Source organism: Burkholderia glumae LMG 2196 = ATCC 33617 (genome assembly GCF_000960995.1).
In the GTDB taxonomy this organism is placed as follows: Bacteria; Pseudomonadota; Gammaproteobacteria; order Burkholderiales; family Burkholderiaceae; genus Burkholderia; species Burkholderia glumae.
The window spans coordinates 191,832-210,239 of record NZ_CP009435.1 but is presented as its reverse complement, the minus strand read 5'-3'; the positions used below and the strand labels follow the sequence as shown (position 1 = coordinate 210,239).

The following is an 18,408-nucleotide window of genomic DNA, read 5'->3' as shown; positions in this document are numbered from 1 at the left end:
GCCCGGCCTATGCAGGCTCGGGTTCCGGTCCGGTGGGCACGATTTTCCGTAGCGTGAGGTATCGCAGCCCAAGCCCGAGCACGCGCGTGTCGGTCGGGGCGCCCCCCACGTCGCAGGCCCGCAGCGCGCCGCGCACTTCGGCGGTAATCAGGAGCAGGCGGCGCTCCAGGGCGTGGGTGTCGAGCTGGATGGCCCATTCCATGCCGTCTTCCTGGCTGGAGCGCAACTGGCACTCGCGGCCGTTGACCACGAGGCGTATGGCGGGTGGCGTGGCGCCGGCCGGCGCCCACGGATGGCCGTACAGCGCCAGTTCATAGCCGGCGCCCGGCTCGATGTCTTCCAGCAGTACGGCCAGGCAGGCGCGCGGCTCGGCGCTCCAGACGCCCCAGGGCTCGGGCCAGTGCCAGCCGTGCGCGAACCCGATGCTCGCCGCGCCGGGCGTATTGACGGCGAGGCTCAGCGACGCTCCCGGGGCGAGCGTGGGCAAATCGGGCAGACCGCTGGCGGCCGGATCGAAGCCCCAGCGATAGCCGAAGATGGTGTTGAGCATGTCGTCGGGGAAGGCCGAGGGCCTGCCGGTGACCGGTGACGGAGGAACCGTTTTGCCTTGCCGTGCCTTCGAGAACGCATCCAGCGAGCGAAGGCTGGCGACTTCGGACCAGACCGGAATCCACGGCGAGCAGGCGGCCGGCAGCCGGCTGGCGTCATTGCGATCGTCGACCGCCAACTGGCGGATGTCGTGGCAGCCCAGGTAGTGTGCTTCCCCGAGCACGCTCGAGGAGATCGCGCTGACGAACGCGAGGTTTTCCGCGCATAGCAGGCTGTAGGTATGGCGGCTGATGAGCGTGGCGTTGGGAATCCGGTCGAGCAGCGGGTGCAGCGGGCTCGTGTCGATCTGCGCGGGGTGCGGGCATATGGCCAGCAGATCGACCTGCCGCGCCCATTGCGCGAGGGACTCGATGAAGTCGTTCGGCTCCATCAGGCGGCCGTCGCCGACCACGGCCTGGTCGATGTCCATCTGGCCGACGAACACGCCCACGCTGAGATCGGGGCGCGCGATGAAGGCATTTCCGCGCCGTGCGAATTGGCCGCGCAGTCCCGCCGCGGCGCCCCAGAACGTCTCCTCGTCGATGCGCAACTGCTCGAGTTCAAGCCGGATGCCGGCATCGTTGGTGCGCATCGCTAGATGCAGGTCGCGGGTGAAGCGGATCGCGTGGATTTCCACGTCGATGAACGCGGCGCCCTGGAGGTCGATGTAGTGCAGCACGGACGGCGGCATGCCCCAGCCGATCACGAGGCTGGCCGGGGTCAGGGTGAGTTCGTGCAAATGGTCGGCCGCCCGGCCCAGGTCGGCCGTGCAGGCGGCGGCCCAGCCGTGCGGGCTGCGGGGCAGGCCCAAGGCTGCCATGATGTCGACCAGCGGAATTTTGCCTCCTTGCGATTGCGGGCTGATTTCACGAACGCGCCAGCCCAGCCGCGACGCCGCGACACCGAAGAAAGCGCGCAGGAATTTGCGGTTTCCGGGCGAGACTGCGGGCAGAGCGTTCTCTTCCGCACGCAGGAAATCGTCGGCGAAGACGACTTCCTCGATGGGGGGGTGGTACTTCGGTTCCTGCATGGCTGCTTGTTCCATCCTGCTGGTCATGGCTGTCTGTGGCGGGGCGGACATGCCCGGGTTGCGGTCGTGGTGGTATCGACGATGTCTTGCGAGGCGCCGGCGCGGTGCGAGGGCGAAGGCACGCGTGGCTAGCGGATTGTTTGGGAGGAAATGTAGCCAGGCGGCGGGAAGCGCTGGCGATTTTCCGGAAATTTTCTTTCGCGATCGCCGTGGTTTTTTTGCTGGCCGAATCTGGCACCGAGCCGATGAGCCTTGTGACCAGAGTTTGCAGGAAAAATGCGTGCAATGCTAGATGGATTTTCGGGCGGGATGGGGATTGCCGAAATCTCTGGTAATAATTGTGTCGAGCGCTTGGTGAACCGTTGGGGGGCGTGGGGCAGTGAGAATTTATATTGGCTTATCCGGTATGGCACGGGACATAATGTGAAAATAACGGCCCCAAAACCATCCCCAAGGCTCATAAAAAGGCGGCAGAACGGTGGCTCGTCTGCGGCGTGGGCCAAGTAACGATAATTTGACGATCTATTCTACCTAAGAGGTGGCCTCACACATTCGGACAGGTTTCTGAGATTTTTAAGTGGAACATCTGAGGTGATCATGCTGCCGATTGGATGGCAGGCAGCGTCGCGAAGCATGCCTGACCCGGCGTGCGATCCGCCAGGCTCGAATGGGGCCGTTTCCGGTTGTACAGCTCGATGTAGTCGTTGATGGAGCGCCGGGCATGGCTGACCGCCTCGTACGCTTTCAAATTGACTTCTTCGTATTTGACGCTGCGCCACACGCGCTCGACGAACACGTTGTCGCGCCAGGTTCCTTTGCCATCCATGGACAGACAAACCTGTCGGCCCAGCGCCGCCTCGGTGAACGCGCCGGCCGTGAACTGGCTACCCTGACCGGTGCTGACGATATCGAGCAGTCCGTAGCGGGCGAACGCCTCCTGCAGCGCCTCGACGGCGTGCGAGGCCTCCAGCGTGAACGCCACCCGATGCACGAGAATCTTGCGGCTCGCCCCAGTCCACCACCGCCGTCAGGACACGAAGCCACGCGCCATCGGAATGTACGTCGTATCCAGCGCAAACGCCTGGTTGGCTCGCTCGATCTTCATGCCGCGCAGCAGGTATGCACCAGATCTTGTGCCGAGCGTTGCGCCGGCTCGTGTTCGGCTTGCAGTACAACGCCTCGACGCCCATGCGCGTCATCAGCCTGCGCACGCGGCGACGGCCAACCTCGTGGGCATCCCGGCGCATCAATCGCTGATCCGCTTCGCCCACCGGCTGGGGCTGGCAGTACACACTCGATCTGGCAATTCCCACAAGCCGGGCTTGCCGCGATACCGGCAAGGCATGGTGACGGCCAATCATTTCTTTGCGCTCGGCAATCCCGCCTTGTCGAGCGCGCCGCTTAAAGAAGCATTTTCCAACGTCAGTTGCCCGATCTTCGCGTGCAGCGATTTCAGTTCAACCGGCGACCCGCTCGATGGCGCACCGCCCGCGCCAAACACGTCCGACGCGCGCGCCTGCAATTGCCGCTTCCATTCCGTGATCTGGTTGGGATGCACATCGAACTGCTGCGCCAGTTCAGCCAGCGTCCGCTTGCCCTTGGCTGCCGCTGAGTGTGTCCGTCGGGTTAGCTTCGTCATTTTCCAGGTTCCTTTGCCAGCGTTATCGCTGGCTCAGGCCCCAGCCGCTCCACTTATCCGGCTGTCCGAATTTGCGCGGCCACCTCTTTTTTCGAGTTGATCACATCTTTTCTGATCCGTTACCGTGACGCAACCTTCGCTTAGACGCATGCGTCCCATCGGATGCAATCTGAAATTTTCCGGCTGCCCTTTTTCTGCAAACGTCGAATCGACGCTTTTTGCATTCCGCAATATAAACCACTTCGTGTGATCCGCGGACCCGGAGCTTTACTTTGATGCCGCCTCATGCAGCCAGCCGAATAGCCCGACAGATTGTCGATCGACTATATAAATACTCCAGCTACTCGCTAAGAAGGCGCTTGAGTTCATCAAGAAAGGAAGCCGTCGTGTGATTCCACGAAACGGGGTTGAAAAAAAGCCCGTAGAGCGCTTTAAATGAGGCATCCAAGTCACTGGAGTTGTCGCAACGAAAAGCATCGATATCACGTCCCAGCTGCGAGCGCGCCGATATGTCATTTTCGCTCTTGTAGAGGGCAAATATTTCCTCTATTGTATTTCCCCATAAATCGAAATCTTCGCCAAAATAATTTTTAATGAAATTTGAAAGCTCGGGGTATCTATCGCTTGATTTCATAAATTATTTAATCAGATATGCTGTAATAATATAATATGGCATGCCGTTATAAAATTCCTTTTTCAGAAATACTTGGGATTTGCTTAATTCGATCATCTTCCCGGTTTCTCTGATCAAACCATATCCGACATTCCGTCCTGTCTCGCCAACCAGCTGAAGTCTATTGGATCCGCTAGTTGACTGCGCCCAGGCACTAACCCGAGCCGAGTGTTTCTGCAACACTTCCGAAATAGCCCATTCAGCAGCATTCATATTTCTAAATGAGCTTGCTATTTCAAGTTTCGGCTCGCGCGCCAGCCTGTCTCGCAACCACGCTTCACTCTTTCCGACATGCCTTTCGATGGTGTGCCCTCCGAGCCTTGCATCGGATGCCTTTGCCTCATGCATTTCCAGATTGATCCGGCCCATCGTGACCCGAGCCGCGCGAGCCGCTTTGATCGAACCCGCAAAGCCGAACGGCACGATCATATCCAACGACAGGCCGAGGCTGTTCGCCATGTCCGGGCCGACCTTCATCGTCTCGGCCAGCTTCGTCATGCCTTGTTGGGTCAGCGTGATCGTGTCCTGGCCGCTCCAAACCTGCCGCCAACCCGCCGACACGGTATCCGAGCCGTGTACGCCGAATACGATACATCCGGCCTTGCTCGCCATCGTCGGTTCCGGTGCGACGCAGAGTACCGCCGCCCCCGCCATTTCCATCACCCCGCCGACGATTTGGAGGCCGCCCCATAGTCGGTTGGATAGAATTTCCGTCTGGTTGATCGACTGGCGAGCGAGCACTGCCGCCAGCTGTGGCGCACTCAGTACCACGCGCAGTCCGTCTGTATCCCGTCTATCCGCCATTCGATTCTCCATTGTGATCTGGTGGGCCTTCGAAGCTAACGAGGCACGACGGAACAAGAAATGGGCGAAGGCTGACTTTGGAGGGGAGCGACGTTTGGCCGAATGTGGGTAAGGCAGAAGGCTTTCCCGCTCTTTGATTTCGCGGTTACGAAAAAAGGATGAGATAGGTAGCGAGCCGCACCGAGAATCGAGGAGGCTAATTGGTTTCAATCAATGCCGGAACGTCAGCGGCATTCCGAGTTGCCCATAATAGTTTGCCTCGCCTCTGCGGGCGCGAGATAGCCGAGCGGATTCGTCATCCGATGCTGGCTTTACCAGGCGGCCGATTATAGCGTTGCCCATTCAACGGATTTTTTCACGTTTCAGGAGCGCCGCCGATGATGAATTGGTTGCGCTTGTACAAGCCGTTGTTCACCTGTCCGGGGGGAGCAAAACGGAGCGGGCCGCGCGCGCGAGCGGGCCCCTGAGAGTGGCGAGATGTCGGGGCCTCAATGTCGGCTAGGGAAGGGCTAGGAGCGCGTTGGCTCCGCCGGCCGAACATCATCAATCGCGGCCAACTCATCGAGCCGATCCGCCCGGCGCTGCATCATCTGCAGCCGCTCCGGCAGATACTCGGCATGCACGTAGGCCGCGGTGACTGGATTGCGCTCCGCATGTGCCATCTGCCGCTCGTCTACATTGCCGCCGTACCCCAACTCGCGCAGGGCGGTGGCGGCCAGTCCGCGAAAGCCGTGGCTCGTCATCCGCGATTTGTATCCGATCCGATACAGCGCATAGAGCGTCGTGTTGTTCGAGATGTGGCTACGCCCCGCATGCTGTAGAAAACCAAGCGGTGTTGCCCGTTGATCTCGCGTAGCCGGGCCAGCACCTCCAGCGCTTGTCGGGAGAGCGGCACGATGTGCGGGTCCGCATCTTCATGCGCTTGTCCGCCGGCTTGGTGGTGCGGATCTTCCGATCGGTGATGGGCATGGTCTGGTGCCCCCGGAGGGGGCGTTTGGGGGTGTTCGCCGAAGCCGCAAAACAACCCCAAATGGGGGGCTGCTGATGGTAGATGGGGAAGTTTGAAACAAAAAAACCCACGCAGGCAGGCTGGGCGGGGCTTTTCGGTAGACGCTGGTGGAACTTTGGAGGATCTCTGGTCCCCCCGACAGGAATCGAACCTGTATCTAGCGCTTAGGAGGCGCTTGTTCTATCCATTGAACTACGGGGAGCGGATAGTTTGAGCGGGAATCGATGGAGCCTTGTGCTACAAGCCCTTCGCCTTATCCCATCAGCCTCTCGGCCAATTTTTTTGTGCCGCTCAATGACAGTCTGTGAGGCGGAATGATACAGAGTTTAACGGCCGCTCTGCTACACTTTTGCTACAAATCACCGCTGTAGCATGCCTCTCTAACGCCGCATTGCTACAGTTTCTAAGGGGTAGCGTGTGGCATCGATCATCAAGGTTGGCAATCGCTGGCGGGCTCAAGTCCGCCGGCAGGGGCACAAGAGTACAGCAAAGACGTTCGGAACGAAAGGTGCCGCCGAGGCTTGGGCTCGGGAAATCGAGACAGCGATCGACAAGGGCGTGCGTGCGGTTGATGAATCGAGCGTCACGGTCGGCGAGCTGGTACGACAGTATCGTCAGGCCCGCCAGGATTCCGGCCGTGGGATCGTCGAGAGATCGAACGAGCACTACATGCTCGCGCGGCTCGAAAGGTACTTTGACGATGAAGTCGCGATCAAGCTGTCGACGCAGCGGCTGGTGAGGTTTGCCCAAGAGCGAAAGAAGGAAGGCGCTGGCCAGTACACCATCGACATGGACATTTCCAAGCTCGGCACCGTCTTCAAGCATATGGCATCGCTACTCGATCTGCGGTTGCCGCACGCGCCGAGCATCGCCCGGCCGACGTTGAATCATCTCCAACTGGTCGGCCCAGGCGGGCATCGCGATCGTAGACCGACTCGCGAGGAGATACAGAAGATTTTCGACTGGTTCGCGGAGCACCCGGAGCGCGAGCAGGCCGTGCCGGATGTCATCCGGATCGCCATGAAAAGCGCGTTCCGCCGTGGCGAGTTGTTCCGGCTGACGTGGTCGGATCTCGACGTCGAAAAGCGCTTGGCCCTCGTGCGAGATCGGAAGCACCCAAGGCAGAAGAAGGGCAACAACGAGTGGGTGCCGCTGATCGGGGATTCGCTCGAAGTCTTGCTGCGGCAGCCACGGTATCCGGTGCCGCCCGACTACGAGATGCGGCGTGCCGCCGATCCTGCTTGCCCGCCTCACGCGAATGAGTACATCTTCCGGTTCGACAAGAGTCTGGCCAGCAAGTATTTCAAGATGGCGTGTGACGCCAAGGGCATCGTCGATTTGCGACTACATGACTTGCGGCACGAGGCCACGAGCGCACTCTTTGAGGGTGGATGGGATATTCCGGAGGTGGCAACCGTGACCGGACACAAAGACTGGCGCAACCTCAAGCGGTACACGAATCTGCGGCCGGATGAGGTTGCCAAGAAAGGGCAGTTGAAGATGGCGGGTGGGCAGTGACAGGCGGGGCTACTTCCCCGCTCCTCGGCGTTGCTTGATCCAGCGCGCGGTACGCAGGGCGCTGGCGCCGGGGAAGGGCACGCGGTGCGCCCGCTTTACCGCCCCTTGGCGCGGGGATGCCCCGCTGCGATCGAGGAAAATGCCTTTCGAGCGGAGTCGGAGATCTGTTTTTTCCCTTGCTTTAGCGCTGCGACCTCGGATTTCCTCAGCGGTACGGAAGCCGATAAGGTACTGGGCCTCGTCGGCCGTGAGCGCAGTTGGCTCGATGCGGAACGTTTGGCGGATGACATGGCCGTATTGCTCCTCTAGACGGCGCACGATTTTTCGTGCAGGGAACAGTTTACCAGATCGGCTTGCATTCACTAGGACGCAGGCCGCGACCACGTTCCCGCCGCTTCGGCGGATGTAGTCGGAAAGATCGCAAAGCGTGCCGCCCAATGTGGTGACGTCATCGACCAGAACGTAGTTTCCGCCTCGCCGTACTGGTCCTTGGAAGCTGGCCCGGGCGATGAGGCGTTCCATGGCGTCGGCACCCGTGTGATACACCTTCGTCGTCTGCACAATCCGTTCGTCGACCTCGCCTAAGCCGAAGCTCAAAAAAACAGCAAGCACCTGGGGAATCGCATTGTCTCCTCGGGCTTCACGTGCGTGAGGGGCAACAAATATCAGCGGTTCTGCCCAGCCTCTTGCATGCAGCACTTTCCCAACTTGTTGCGAAAGTGGATCCGCAAGATCAAGGATCAGGTCAATCGCGGCAGTAGTGTCGCCGGCTTTGGCTGCGGAATACGCGGGGTGAGCCTTTAGCTCGGCATCGTTGCGCCAACGGAAGATGGGTTCATCGAGGCTACTGGGGAATCCGAGTGTACGCATCGGCGTACCGCTCGAAGTGTGCTTGCCTAGCAGTGGCGATCGTGATGCTCTGCGTTTGGATTTCAAGCGGAAGTATTGGCGACGGGTTGCAACAGCCGGAGTATAGCTTGCAGGAGGGCAACTCGATCGACGTCGAGGCGAAGTAGGCGGGATTGGCGGCGCCTCTCGTTAGAATGCGGATGCGGATTTCCGCTACCACCCACATTCAACGAGAGGGCGACCCTATGGAACAAGACAAGCTTGATACCCTGCTGGTAACTCAAGTACTGATTCTCGCAAGGCTGATTCAGGCGGAGAAGAACACCAATACGACGGCTGGCTACTATGTGCCAGAAGCGGTCAAGCTGGTTTCGCAATCTCGCGAGCGCATTCTTCAGATGCTGTCCGAAAATCATTCGTAGTGCAGTCAAGGACGAGTTGTCCGTTTAGCCAGCCATCTACCTGACGGAGGACATATTTGATATTGCCAAGCGACATGCCGTCAAAATGTGTCCTGAGCAGTTCGAGCGCTCGATGGCGGGCTTCTTCTTCACTGATTGGGTTCAACTGGATACTCCAAAGTAACTTTGAGGATTAGGCGGCCATGCGTCGCGCTTCGGCAGACATTTGGTCAAGATAGTCTGCGACGGCGTCATACGCCGCGAATCGCCCAGCTCCTTCCTTGTACGTCGGGATGGGGAAAGTCTCGGCACTGATCTGGTTGCGGATGGTTCCCTCTGACATCTGCAGCAGTTGCGCAAGCTGCGAGAGGTTCATGCGAGGGCCGAATTTCTCAAGGATGTATGCGCGGGTCAAGAGGCTCACTGGCTACCCCCGTTCGCGATATCTTCGGCAATCACGACACGTGTCGTCGAACGGCGCTTTTTGCCGATCGCCCATGTCTGTTTCTCATATGTGATCGTTCGAATGGCGCGGCCGTGTTCTTGGCCCGCGACACCGCTAGGATCTGGCTGATTGGTCGCCTCGTCTCGTTGTTCGCATAGGTCGCAAATGGCGTCGAACAGCACCTCGACACGAGTGTGTGGCGCGATTACCGGAGAGAGAAATTCGAGGAGTGCGCTGCCGAGGTTCGCGAGGTCTGCGATCTTCCGCCAGCCGCTCGGCTCGAAGGCAAGATCGCAATCATAGACGGCGTGGAATCGATCGATTGCCCGCGTCGCATGGAGGTATTGTTCGGCCTGGCCCATTAGATCGGTGCAGTCGATGTGGGCGGCACGTAGGCGCCTCACGGACGCGACTACGATTTCACGTGCCTTGGTGATGTGTGCTGCGTGGAGGGCTTGATCAATCATGTCGGGTTCTCTGGGCGGTGGAATTGGGAAGAGAGCGGGCTAGCTGCATGAGGCCGGTTTCGAGCGTGATGCCGGCGGTTGCTGCCCAGGTGCGGGCTTCCTGCGCGGCCTTGTGGCGTGCGAACGAACCGACCTCGTCGGCCATCAGATCCAGCAGCTCGACGTCGGCCGCGTACGAGACCTCGGCGATCAGCGTGCGGATCTCGATGCGAAGCGCATCGAGCCGCGCGAGCCGGCCTTGGCGGGTATCCGCCAAGGCTTCGTTCGTCTGGATAGGTTTGCGCCGCGCGAGCGGCGCCTTCCCTTTCTGGATTGCTTTTGCGGGCGGAAGCCCGCTGCTGTCCGCCTGCATCGACGTCCCGTTGACGGTTACGAGCGCGATAGCCGGGTGCTTCGTCGCGCGTTCCCGCTTGCGCGGCAGCGGACGTGGGGTAGAGGGGGCCGGGCGAGGCATCATTGAACCTCCTTTTCGGCTATGCGCTTGGCTGCAAGCTCGGGCGTCCAGTCGGGATCGGGCATCGTGTACAGCTTGTCAAGCCATCGCCGTACGACGTCTGCGCCCTTTGCCTTCGACATCGACGCCGACGACTCCAATGCGTGCGTGATGTCGGCCACTGCAGCCCGGATTGCTTGTCCGCGCGTAGGCGACGTGGTGGTAAAGCTTCCCAAGGATGGAAGGCCGGTCATGCCGCTCGTACCCAGCTCTAGCGAGAACGAATGAATCCAGGTCTGCTCGTCGACATGAGCAAGACGAATTTCGGCGGGTGCCGGCCCTTTGTTTTTGACGCGTGGCGACGTGATCCTCTCGCACTGTTCGAACACGCCGTGCTTATTCGGCACGTGGATCGGGTGTTGGCCTGCGCGCGAGGGGAGATCGAGCATGTCCTCAAGGCCGGTCAATGCAGCATGGACGCCGTGGATCGTCCCAGGGGACAACTGGCCGAACATCGGATCATGCAGCACTGCTTGCAGCGCGAGCAAAAGTTGCTTTGCCTGCTGCTCGCCGATCTTGGTGGGTGCGCTCGATCGCGCGGATGGTTGCTCTGGCTTCGGCGATTTCTCGGGCAGGTGATCGGGCGGCGCTGCGGCTGGCTGTCGAGCGTTTGGCGATGCGTCGAGGAGTTTCTTCGTCACGCGGCCCTTGCCGGACTCCGATGCCTTCGCCGCACCTATCTGAAGTCGTTCAAGAGCTTTTTCGGCCCCGTGTTCGCGAATCTGCTCGATCGCCAGTGTGCCGGCAACGGCGCCATTGCGAACCATCTGGTGCAGTTCAACCGGGGCTCGTTCGAGCAGCCCGACATCGCGGACGGTTTGGTCCGTGATGTTCAAGCGCTTGCAGATCGCCGCGAGCGTCATGCCGTGAATGTCCCGCAACTCGGCGACGACGCCCGCCAGTTCGAGAGGCGACGAGCGCTTGCTGTCGTTGCTGAGATAGCCGTCGATCACCATTTCGGCCCGGATGACCGTCTTGGCATCGCGTACGACGACGGGGATCTTTCCGACGTCCTTACCTGCCTCGATTGCCTTCCCGGCCGCGAGGTAGCGGTGCTGCCCCTTGTAGACATACAGCAGATCCTTGCCGTCCACCTTTCGCACATAGCAATGCAGCGGCGAACCCTTGTCGTAGCCGTTTTCGACGATTAGTGCGGTGAGGTGAGTAACCCACTCGGGGTCAACCGGGCGGATATTGTCGGCCGGGTCATAGTGAAGTTGACCGTAAGGCACCATCCAGAGATCTGCGGACGTTGCGCCGGCTGCTGCTGCGGCTGCTTTCGCGGTTCCAGTCAGAATTGGCGCAATGAGGTCGAGGTGGCGCGTCCGTTCGTCCATTACGCGGTCTCCCTGGCCGTCTGACGTTGACCGTTATCGCGCTTCTTCGCCTTGCGGATTGCCATCGACGCCGTCTTGGCCGCTGCTCGCTTCTTGTCACGCAGCCGCTTCACTGCTTGCGCGCAGTCGTCTTCGCTTGGGATCGAGATCTGGGTGCCGGCAATGTCTCCTTCGTCGAGGATCAAATACAGCGTGTGCAAGCTGTCGGGGATGGGGCGACGGGCGACGACATATTTGCCGATGAGGATCGGGGTGGATGGGCGAGCGGCATTGCGGTCATAGCGCACAACGGTGCGGAGCGAGAGGGTGTGGCGGCGATCAGCAGTGACGGGGGCGGTGGCTTTGAGCTGGATGCGCGGCATGGTCATGATCTCCATGGCGCCGGGGAGTACCCCGGCATAAGCGGGGCAGTTAGGCAGTGAGGGGGCGTGCGGCCGGCTGTGCTTCGGCCGGCGCTTCTTGTGCGAGGTCTGCGGCGACGATCAGAAGGATCGCAACAACTGCGACGCGAACGATCGTGGATTTCTCAAAGTTACTTTGACGAGCTGCATCGGCCGTAACCACGCGCGGTGCTTGTTCGTCACGGATTCGCTTTTGGCGTTCTTCGGTGTACAGATCGGTCGTGTTCAAGGCAGTTTCTCCGGGTTACGCGGCATTGCGCAACCCGGAGATTAGTCTTTTATGGCTTACTTAGTCAAGCCATAAAAGACTGTCTTGAGGAGTATAGGAGCCTGTCAAATGCGGGGGCGGGGCTTATTTGACTTGATCCCGTTGGCGTCGCTCTTTGTGCGGGCGGCCAAGCCGGCTACCAGTTGGCCGAGAACGGACAGGGCGACGTCAATCCAAGGGATGACGTTGATATATGTGGCTGCGAGGATGGCAGTCGAAAGGAGGGGAAGTAACTTTGCAAACCCGGCTTGGCCGCTGTGTGAGGGCCGTTTGCTAGTGCTTGTCTCGATGTGCCGCGTGATGCGGCGCAGGCCGGATTGGATGGCGGGTGCGAACTGAGGCTCGATACCGGCCCCGGATATCGTAACTTCGCCATCCTCGGACAGGAGCACGGCAGCGTAAGCGACAATTGGAACGTCTCGCGAATTGAGTTCACCTAATAAGGCGTTCCGGGCGAAGGCTGCCCGCTCGCGGGTGGAATTTTTTGAGGTGGTCGGTGGTAGTTTGTGCTTGCGTGCTCGATAGTCAGACAAATCAGCGATGCCGGCGCTTTCCCTCGTTTGCGTGGCTTTGGTTCTCATGAATGCTCAACGTTTTGTTTGATAATGGTTGTTGAGCTGCCCGACGGACCGCCTCAGCCTGAGCGGGCGTCGCAGGAATGCGTTCCGAAAAATTCAGTGGTTCTTCGGTCTGGCTACGTGCCATGCCGCTGGCACTTATGACGAACTCGATGTACGACTCGATTTTCTTCTTGTCCTCTTCCGACAAGCGGTGGACGGCGTCTATATCGTAGTGCAACGTCGACCCTTGAGATTGCTCGTCGGAGATCAAGTCGATCAATGGCACGCCGAGTGCGGTCGCGACGGCTTCGACGTGCCCGAGCTGAGGGTCAGCCTCATTCTTCTTCATGCGCCCGACCGTGCGCTGTGCCAGTCCAGCCCGAGCGGCGAGCTTGCCCTGTGTGTTCAGTATCGGGTGTGCGTCCATCAACGCTGACAGCTTGTCGGCGAGGATCTCGCGTGCGGATCTCTTGTTCATTGTTTGATGTTGCCGAATATGGCTAGTCATAAGTGACTATTCTCGCGACGAGCTGGCCTTGAAAAATAGCCATAAAAGACTTAACATCGGGCTTACATAGAAATTGGGGAGCGCTATGAGTCGGAGTGCCGGTGAATGGTTGACGTTCGTTGTCGACAGCTTGCGAGCGAGCAAGGGGAAGTGGCGCCAGATCTCTGCCGATACAGGCGTGCCGTACGACACCTTGACGAAGATCGCGCTTTCGCGTGTATCCGACCCGCGAGTGTCCAACGTTCAGGCGCTGCACGACTACTTTGTTGCCGCCGAATCTTCCATGTCCGAGCGAGTTTCCCCGTCCGCAGTTGACCCTGCTGCGATGTGCTGAATCGTAAGCCGTCGCCTTCTGCCGTAACAGCATGAAAGCGCCGCAATCTCAAAACTTCGATATGACCTGCCGATACGACAGTACCGAATGGCTGGGCGTGCTCTACACGTCCGTGCGCAATACGCCGGGTGGCGTCGCCGACGCCGCGAACCACCTCACGAATCGACGGGGAAAGAACATCACGCCCGAGTCGCTGCGCCTTCGCCTGCGTGGCGTCGGCGACAGCCGGCTCTCGATGGAGATGTTCGAGCTGCTGGTCGAGTGGATGCAGGAAAAAGCCGAGGCGAGCGCGCATGCGCTCGACGCCTTGCACGCATTGAATGCACGGTTCGGTTTGGTCGCTGAGTCAGTCGACGAGCAGGGCGTGGACGACGCGGGCGAGGGCAGTGCGATGCGGCTGGTATCGACTGCCCTGAGCCTGCAAGCGCACGTCGGGCTTGTTGCGGACGATGTTACGCGCGCCCTTGTCGATCGTCGTATCGACGACAACGATGCGGAGAAGATCATCGCGACGGGACGGAAGGGACAGCGTCTCTTTCAACGCCTGATTCACGCGGCCCGCAACCTCGCAGCCCGACGTCGGCGCCGCCATGGATCGAATTGAACCGGGTATGGGCTGCTGCCGCATAGCGCGGGAGCATGTCGGCCTGTCCTGCGATCGAGGGCAGCAACTCGCGTGTGGACGAGCCGCGCTGGCCTGTCGCCTCGACAGGGCGCCCGAGGATGCGGGGCGGCTGTTCAAGTCGCTGATGTCGACGTTCCCCGATCGCCTCGCGATGTTTGCCGACGAGGCAATCCAGGCCGGCCGCGTCGATGCTTTTGTGCGCGTCGCTGCTCGCGTGTGCGCCGCGCTTCCCACCAAAGCGGAACGCCATTCGTTCCGTGATCAGTTCGCCGGGTGCATACCGGCGGATGACCTGTCCGCGTTCGATACCCAGATGGCCGCCGAGTGGCGCCGCCTGCGCGGCAAATAACCGGAGACCAAAGTGACTTTAGAGCGTGTGAGCCGCGCATTGCGTCGGCGGCACTCGGTGCCGCTGCGTAAATCGATCGGCGTGAATGTCTATGCCGCTGGCCGTAAGGCTTGGCGTTCCACCCTGCATCAAATTGAACTGGAAAGGAGAATTGCGGAATGTCGTCGCTAGACCAGATTCGCGCGCAGTTGGCGGCAGCGGGTCATCCTGAGCTGCCTGTCGGACACCCCGTTGCGGACGGCAAGCACCATCGATACGGTCCCCGCAAGAAGTATTGGTATCAACTGCGCGAAGTCGTGAGCAAGGGCGCCGTCATCGGCTACTCGGGCACCTACGGCTATTTCTCCGGCGACGATCCCGGCACCGAGCGGTTCCAGTGGGCCGGTGCGCCCCTGAGCGACGAGGTGCTTGCCGAAACGCGGCGCCGCCAGGAAGCGGCCGAGCGCGAGGAGAGCGAGCGGGCGGCACGTCAGGCGCAACTAGCGGCCAACCGCGCACGCAGCCAGTGGGATCGAGCAAGCGACGTTGGTGCATCCGCCTATCTGCAGCGCAAACAGATCACGCCCGAGGGCGTGCGGTTCGACGCGGACGGCACGATGTTCGTCCCGATGTACCGCTATGAAGCCGAGGGGCGGCTCGTCGGTCTGCAGAAGATCACGCCGAACGGCGAGAAGCGCTACAACAAAGGCATGGAGAAGAGGGGCGCCAGCCGGCTGCTCGGCAGCATCGGCGCCGAGGACAAGATGGTGCTGGTCGCCGAGGGGTACGCCACCGGACGTTCGATCCGTATGGCGACGCGTGAAGCCTTCGCGGTGTCCGTCTGCTTCGACGCGGCCGGCATCCAGTCGGCGGTGCAGGGGCTGCGTGCAGCCTTCCCGGCGGTTCATATTCTGGTGTGCGCCGACGACGACTGGAAGATCGAGCAGCGCCTTCGCGAATGGCTCGTCGAGGAGTTTGGGTTTCGCGGCGAGCTGACATACGGCGCATCGCCGATCAAGGTCGAGGCGAAGAACACGTGGTACATGCTGGCCGCGCACAAGCGTGTCGACGACAACGGCGTGCAATTCGTCGAGGCGACGTACGGCAACGACGTGATGCCGCTGCGTCGTAAGCGCTTCGAAAACACGGGCCTTAAACGCGCTCACGAGGCGGCAGCCGCGGTCGACGGCGCGTCGGTCACGTATCCGACGTTCGCCGATCGAGGCGATCGGAAGCTGACCGACTTCAACGATCTGCACGTCGAGGAAGGGCTGGAAGCCGTCGAGCGGCAATTGCATGCGGCGATTCGGGCCGTCCTCGCGCCAGCCGATGACGAGCAGCAGCCCGCCGAGGTCGTGCCTGCCGAGCGCGCGATGCAGCCGGCCGCGACGTCCGCTGCCGCAGAGGAGCGGGAGTGGGACGGACGCGAAGCGGAGAACGGTGCCTTCACCTGGGAGGAGAGCCTTGCGAGATCGGACAAGGGCACGCTGCTGCCGACGCTTGGCAACGTCCATCTGATCCTGTCGAACCATGCGGAGTGGCGCGGTGTCATCGCCCAGGATGATTTTGCCGGTCGGGTGGTCAAGCGTCGCGTGCCGCCGTTCGGGCAGGGAGCGCTGGGTGAATGGACCGACATGGATGACCATCGCAGCACGCTCTGGTTGTCGCAGAAGTATGGCCTGAACGTTCGGCCAGACATCGTCATGAACGCTGTCTTGCTCGTTGCCGATGCCACGCATTTTCACGACATACGCGAGTACCTGAACACCCTGGAATGGGATGGCGTCGAGCGCGTGAAGTCGATGCCCGCGACGTACCTGCACGTGGCCGACAGCGAATATGTCCAGTTGGCGTTCATGAAGTGGATGATCGCCGCCGTCGCGCGTGTCATGCAGCCGGGCTGCAAGGTCGACAACGTCTTGATTCTCGAAGGGCGGCAGGGCTGGCGGAAGTCGACGGCGCTGAAGGTGCTGGCCGGCAAGCAGTGGTTCACCGATACCCCGATCCAGATCGGCAACAAGGATACGTACGCCGTCATGGCCGGCAAATGGATCATCGAGCTGGCCGAGCTGGATTCGCTCAACAAGACTGACTCGTCGGCCGCCAAGAGCTTCTTCGCGACGGAGACGGACCGGTTCCGTAACTTCTACGGCAAGCGGGCCACCGACGTCCATCGTCAGTGCGTGTTCGCGGGCTCGGTCAACTTCGATGCCTACCTGAAGGACGAGTCGGGTAACCGGCGGTACTGGCCGCTGCGTTGCGGCGGTCTGGTCGATATTGACGGCATCGCACGCGCACGTGATCAGCTTTGGGCCGAGGCGGTCCACCTGTATCGGCAGGGCGTGGTGTGGCACGTCACTGAGGCCGAGCGGCCCCTCTTTGAGGTCGAGCAGGCCGAGCGCTACGAGGGCGACGTGTACGAGGACGTGATCGGCAAGCAGATCGCGCATTCCAGCCGCACCACGATGGAGGAGATCCTGCGCGACGTGCTCAGGCTGGACTCGTCGAAATGGACGCTGCCCGAGCAGCGGCGTATCGGCAAGGCGCTGAAATCCCTTGGATGGGTGCGCAAGCGCGAGTCGACCGGATCGCGCGGCTGGTACTACGTGCCGGATGAAGAGCAGGAGGCGGAGCCGGTGCTGGAGGCAGTGTGCGCGGGCGACGACGACAGCCCGCTATGAGCGAATGGCGCGCTGTGCCGGCATCTCCGGCGCGCTTTGTCGCCGGTCTTGGCGCGCTTGGGACGTCCCAATGTCCCAACGTCCCAAGAGCCCGCCTCGGGCGCGCGTATGTGCCTGCGACGTGCGCGACGTAGGCAGCGCATGTCGCGCGGGCGCGCGCCCCTGCAAGCCTTTTTCTTTGGGACATTGGGACGTTGGGACGAATAGGAGAGAGTGAAATGATCGATTTGAAGGAGCGGGCAGGTGTGGCAATGAGCGTGCGTGGTCAGTTCACCGATCCCATTGCCGATCCGAAAGTTACTTTGGGGGCACTCGCCTTTGCGAACGATCTCGGTCGTTTGCTGACTCGAATCAAGGCCGGCCCGCAAGCGACGCCTGCGATGATTCGACGAGCAACGTTGCTGTTGGCGCAGATGATCCGGACGTCCGGCAGGTTCAAGCGGGCGCGATTCACGGGCTATACACGCGATGAGCGTCGCGATCAGCGTTCGGGGCATGCTGTCGAGCGCGCAAACGTCGACATCGTCGAACGGTTCGCGCTGCGTTTGCTGGACGAGTGGGTGAACGATCAGTGTGTCGAGTGCGAGGGGCGCGGCGTGGTGCGTCGTGCGCGTGCCGTTACGACAGCAACGCATGCATGCGATTCATGTGGAGGAAGCGGAAAGGTGTGCGTGTCTGAGGAGCGCATTCCGTTCTTTGAAGGGCGTAGCGGGCCGGTTGTCTTTCGGGAATACGAACCATGCGACGACTGTGGCGGGATGGGCCGGATCGCGGCATCGCCTGTCGCGGATGCGAAGGGCCGGCACATTTGCCCTGAATGTTCAGGATCGGGGAAGCGGCAGATCGACGACGCTGGCCGAGCCCATGCACTCGGTATCTCGCTCATCGACTATCGCCGCAACTGGTCGTGGCGCTTCCACGACATGCTCGCGCTCCTCGATAGCGTCGATGGTTCGGTATCCGACACAATGCGTCGGCAATTGCGAGGATGAAACGTATTCCATTTCAAGAGCGGATCGCTTACACTCTGTATGTCCTTTACCGAGTCACTGGACACATGAGCGACCGCATACTCGTGTCGCAACCTTCGCCCGACAGGCGTACTGAATCGCGGGAGCGCCGCGACCAACAACGATAACTGTCTGTCGGGAACTGTTGGGAGGGCGTTCGCCCTCACGAAATGAATATCAAAGCCCTGAGCGCGAAAGCCCTCGGGGCTTTTTGCATTGGGGCGCCGAAATGCGAATCGAATCAACAGGGGCGGGCCTGAACGAGTTCTGGTCGGCATCGGATGAGTACGGTCGCCTGGACTACGTTACCGCGCGCTCCTTCGACCTGGGCGATGTGGTTGATCGTATCGCGTGGGCGATGGAGCGTGCCGGCGGGGCCGGGGCGGCCGAGCGGGCAGCGGCAGGGGGTATGCCTACCTTTTAGGCAGGGCACCCCTGCT

18 protein-coding genes, 1 tRNA gene and 3 pseudogenes are annotated in these 18,408 nt (G+C 61.0%); 6 read left to right on the top strand and 16 right to left on the bottom strand.

Going from position 1 to position 18,408, the window contains the following annotated elements; all coding sequences use genetic code 11:
- Positions 1–7 precede the first annotated feature (7 nt).
- From KS03_RS13540 to KS03_RS13515, 7 genes and pseudogenes are all read right to left on the bottom strand, one after another.
- Complete coding sequence (locus KS03_RS13540) at positions 8–1,618, bottom strand: hypothetical protein (protein WP_017433129.1); 1,611 nt, start codon at positions 1,616–1,618, stop codon at positions 8–10.
- Positions 1,619–2,213: 595 nt separating this feature from the next.
- Positions 2,214–3,257 (bottom strand): annotated as a pseudogene (locus KS03_RS13535) (IS3 family transposase).
- A 33-nt stretch (positions 3,258–3,290) separates the two neighbouring features.
- Positions 3,291–3,497: pseudogene (locus tag KS03_RS33420) on the bottom strand (tlde1 domain-containing protein); the annotation flags it as partial.
- Positions 3,498–3,597: 100 nt separating this feature from the next.
- A complete protein-coding gene (locus KS03_RS30005; RefSeq protein ID WP_015876681.1) occupies positions 3,598–3,891 on the bottom strand; it encodes a contact-dependent growth inhibition system immunity protein in 294 nt (97 codons plus the stop codon).
- 3 nt (positions 3,892–3,894) lie between these two features.
- Positions 3,895–4,734: an RNase A-like domain-containing protein gene (locus KS03_RS13525; RefSeq protein WP_015876680.1), complete on the bottom strand. Its 840-nt coding sequence runs from the start codon at positions 4,732–4,734 to the stop codon at positions 3,895–3,897.
- A gap of 509 nt (positions 4,735–5,243) precedes the next feature.
- Positions 5,244–5,641: pseudogene (locus tag KS03_RS30000) on the bottom strand (tyrosine-type recombinase/integrase); the annotation flags it as partial.
- A 229-nt stretch (positions 5,642–5,870) separates the two neighbouring features.
- A tRNA-Arg gene (locus tag KS03_RS13515) sits at positions 5,871–5,945 on the bottom strand.
- A gap of 215 nt (positions 5,946–6,160) precedes the next feature.
- On the opposite strand from KS03_RS13515, the gene KS03_RS13510 reads away from it, so the two are divergent.
- Positions 6,161–7,261 carry a site-specific integrase gene (locus KS03_RS13510; protein WP_015876679.1) on the top strand — a complete coding sequence of 367 codons (1,101 nt, stop codon included), beginning with the start codon at positions 6,161–6,163 and terminating at the stop codon, positions 7,259–7,261.
- 9 nt (positions 7,262–7,270) lie between these two features.
- Here KS03_RS13510 and KS03_RS29995 read toward each other — a convergent pair whose 3' ends face one another.
- The gene (locus tag KS03_RS29995) at positions 7,271–8,131 is read right to left on the bottom strand and encodes a phosphoribosyltransferase family protein (RefSeq protein ID WP_015876678.1); all 861 of its coding nucleotides are present in this window, start codon (positions 8,129–8,131) and stop codon (positions 7,271–7,273) included.
- Between the two features lie 224 nt (positions 8,132–8,355).
- Here KS03_RS29995 and KS03_RS32055 point away from each other — a divergent pair, with 224 nt between their 5' ends.
- The gene (locus KS03_RS32055; protein ID WP_017432303.1) at positions 8,356–8,532 is read left to right on the top strand and encodes a hypothetical protein; all 177 of its coding nucleotides are present in this window, start codon (positions 8,356–8,358) and stop codon (positions 8,530–8,532) included.
- Between the two features lie 172 nt (positions 8,533–8,704).
- Here KS03_RS32055 and KS03_RS13505 read toward each other — a convergent pair whose 3' ends face one another.
- The 8 genes from KS03_RS13505 to KS03_RS13480 form a co-directional block, all read right to left on the bottom strand.
- Complete coding sequence (locus KS03_RS13505; RefSeq protein WP_232252232.1) at positions 8,705–8,887, bottom strand: hypothetical protein; 183 nt, start codon at positions 8,885–8,887, stop codon at positions 8,705–8,707.
- A 44-nt stretch (positions 8,888–8,931) separates the two neighbouring features.
- Positions 8,932–9,423: a hypothetical protein gene (locus KS03_RS13500; protein ID WP_017432301.1), complete on the bottom strand. Its 492-nt coding sequence runs from the start codon at positions 9,421–9,423 to the stop codon at positions 8,932–8,934.
- Positions 9,416–9,880 carry a hypothetical protein gene (locus tag KS03_RS13495; RefSeq protein ID WP_017432300.1) on the bottom strand — a complete coding sequence of 155 codons (465 nt, stop codon included), beginning with the start codon at positions 9,878–9,880 and terminating at the stop codon, positions 9,416–9,418. Before KS03_RS13495 ends, KS03_RS13500 begins: the two co-directional genes overlap by 8 nt.
- Positions 9,877–11,253 carry a ParB/RepB/Spo0J family partition protein gene (locus KS03_RS13490; protein ID WP_015876675.1) on the bottom strand — a complete coding sequence of 459 codons (1,377 nt, stop codon included), beginning with the start codon at positions 11,251–11,253 and terminating at the stop codon, positions 9,877–9,879. The genes KS03_RS13495 and KS03_RS13490 overlap by 4 nt, the downstream gene beginning before the upstream one ends.
- On the bottom strand, positions 11,253–11,630 hold the full coding sequence (locus KS03_RS13485) for a hypothetical protein (RefSeq protein ID WP_017432299.1): 378 nt from the start codon (positions 11,628–11,630) through the stop codon (positions 11,253–11,255). Before KS03_RS13485 ends, KS03_RS13490 begins: the two co-directional genes overlap by 1 nt.
- Positions 11,631–11,664: 34 nt before the next feature.
- Entirely contained in the window at positions 11,665–11,883 is a 219-nt protein-coding gene (locus KS03_RS29990) for a hypothetical protein (protein ID WP_080569337.1), read from the bottom strand.
- 104 nt (positions 11,884–11,987) lie between these two features.
- Positions 11,988–12,503 carry a hypothetical protein gene (locus KS03_RS29985; protein ID WP_050811421.1) on the bottom strand — a complete coding sequence of 172 codons (516 nt, stop codon included), beginning with the start codon at positions 12,501–12,503 and terminating at the stop codon, positions 11,988–11,990.
- A complete protein-coding gene (locus KS03_RS13480; protein ID WP_015876673.1) occupies positions 12,457–12,960 on the bottom strand; it encodes a helix-turn-helix domain-containing protein in 504 nt (167 codons plus the stop codon). The genes KS03_RS29985 and KS03_RS13480 overlap by 47 nt, the downstream gene beginning before the upstream one ends.
- A gap of 425 nt (positions 12,961–13,385) precedes the next feature.
- Between KS03_RS13480 and KS03_RS13470 the strand changes: the two genes are divergently transcribed.
- The 4 genes from KS03_RS13470 to KS03_RS29975 all read left to right on the top strand — a co-directional run bounded on the left by KS03_RS13470 (position 13,386) and on the right by KS03_RS29975 (position 17,950).
- Positions 13,386–13,928, top strand: a complete 543-nt coding sequence (locus KS03_RS13470; protein WP_174484820.1) for a hypothetical protein — start codon at positions 13,386–13,388, stop codon at positions 13,926–13,928.
- Positions 13,915–14,298 (top strand): hypothetical protein, encoded by a 384-nt coding sequence (locus tag KS03_RS13465; protein WP_013698691.1) that lies wholly within the window; start codon positions 13,915–13,917, stop codon positions 14,296–14,298. Before KS03_RS13470 ends, KS03_RS13465 begins: the two co-directional genes overlap by 14 nt.
- Before the next feature lie 158 nt (positions 14,299–14,456).
- A complete protein-coding gene (locus KS03_RS13460) occupies positions 14,457–16,958 on the top strand; it encodes a VapE domain-containing protein (RefSeq protein ID WP_015876671.1) in 2,502 nt (833 codons plus the stop codon).
- A gap of 218 nt (positions 16,959–17,176) precedes the next feature.
- Positions 17,177–17,950: a zinc finger-like domain-containing protein gene (locus KS03_RS29975; protein WP_015876670.1), complete on the top strand. Its 774-nt coding sequence runs from the start codon at positions 17,177–17,179 to the stop codon at positions 17,948–17,950.
- The last annotated feature ends 458 nt before the right edge of the window (positions 17,951–18,408 follow it).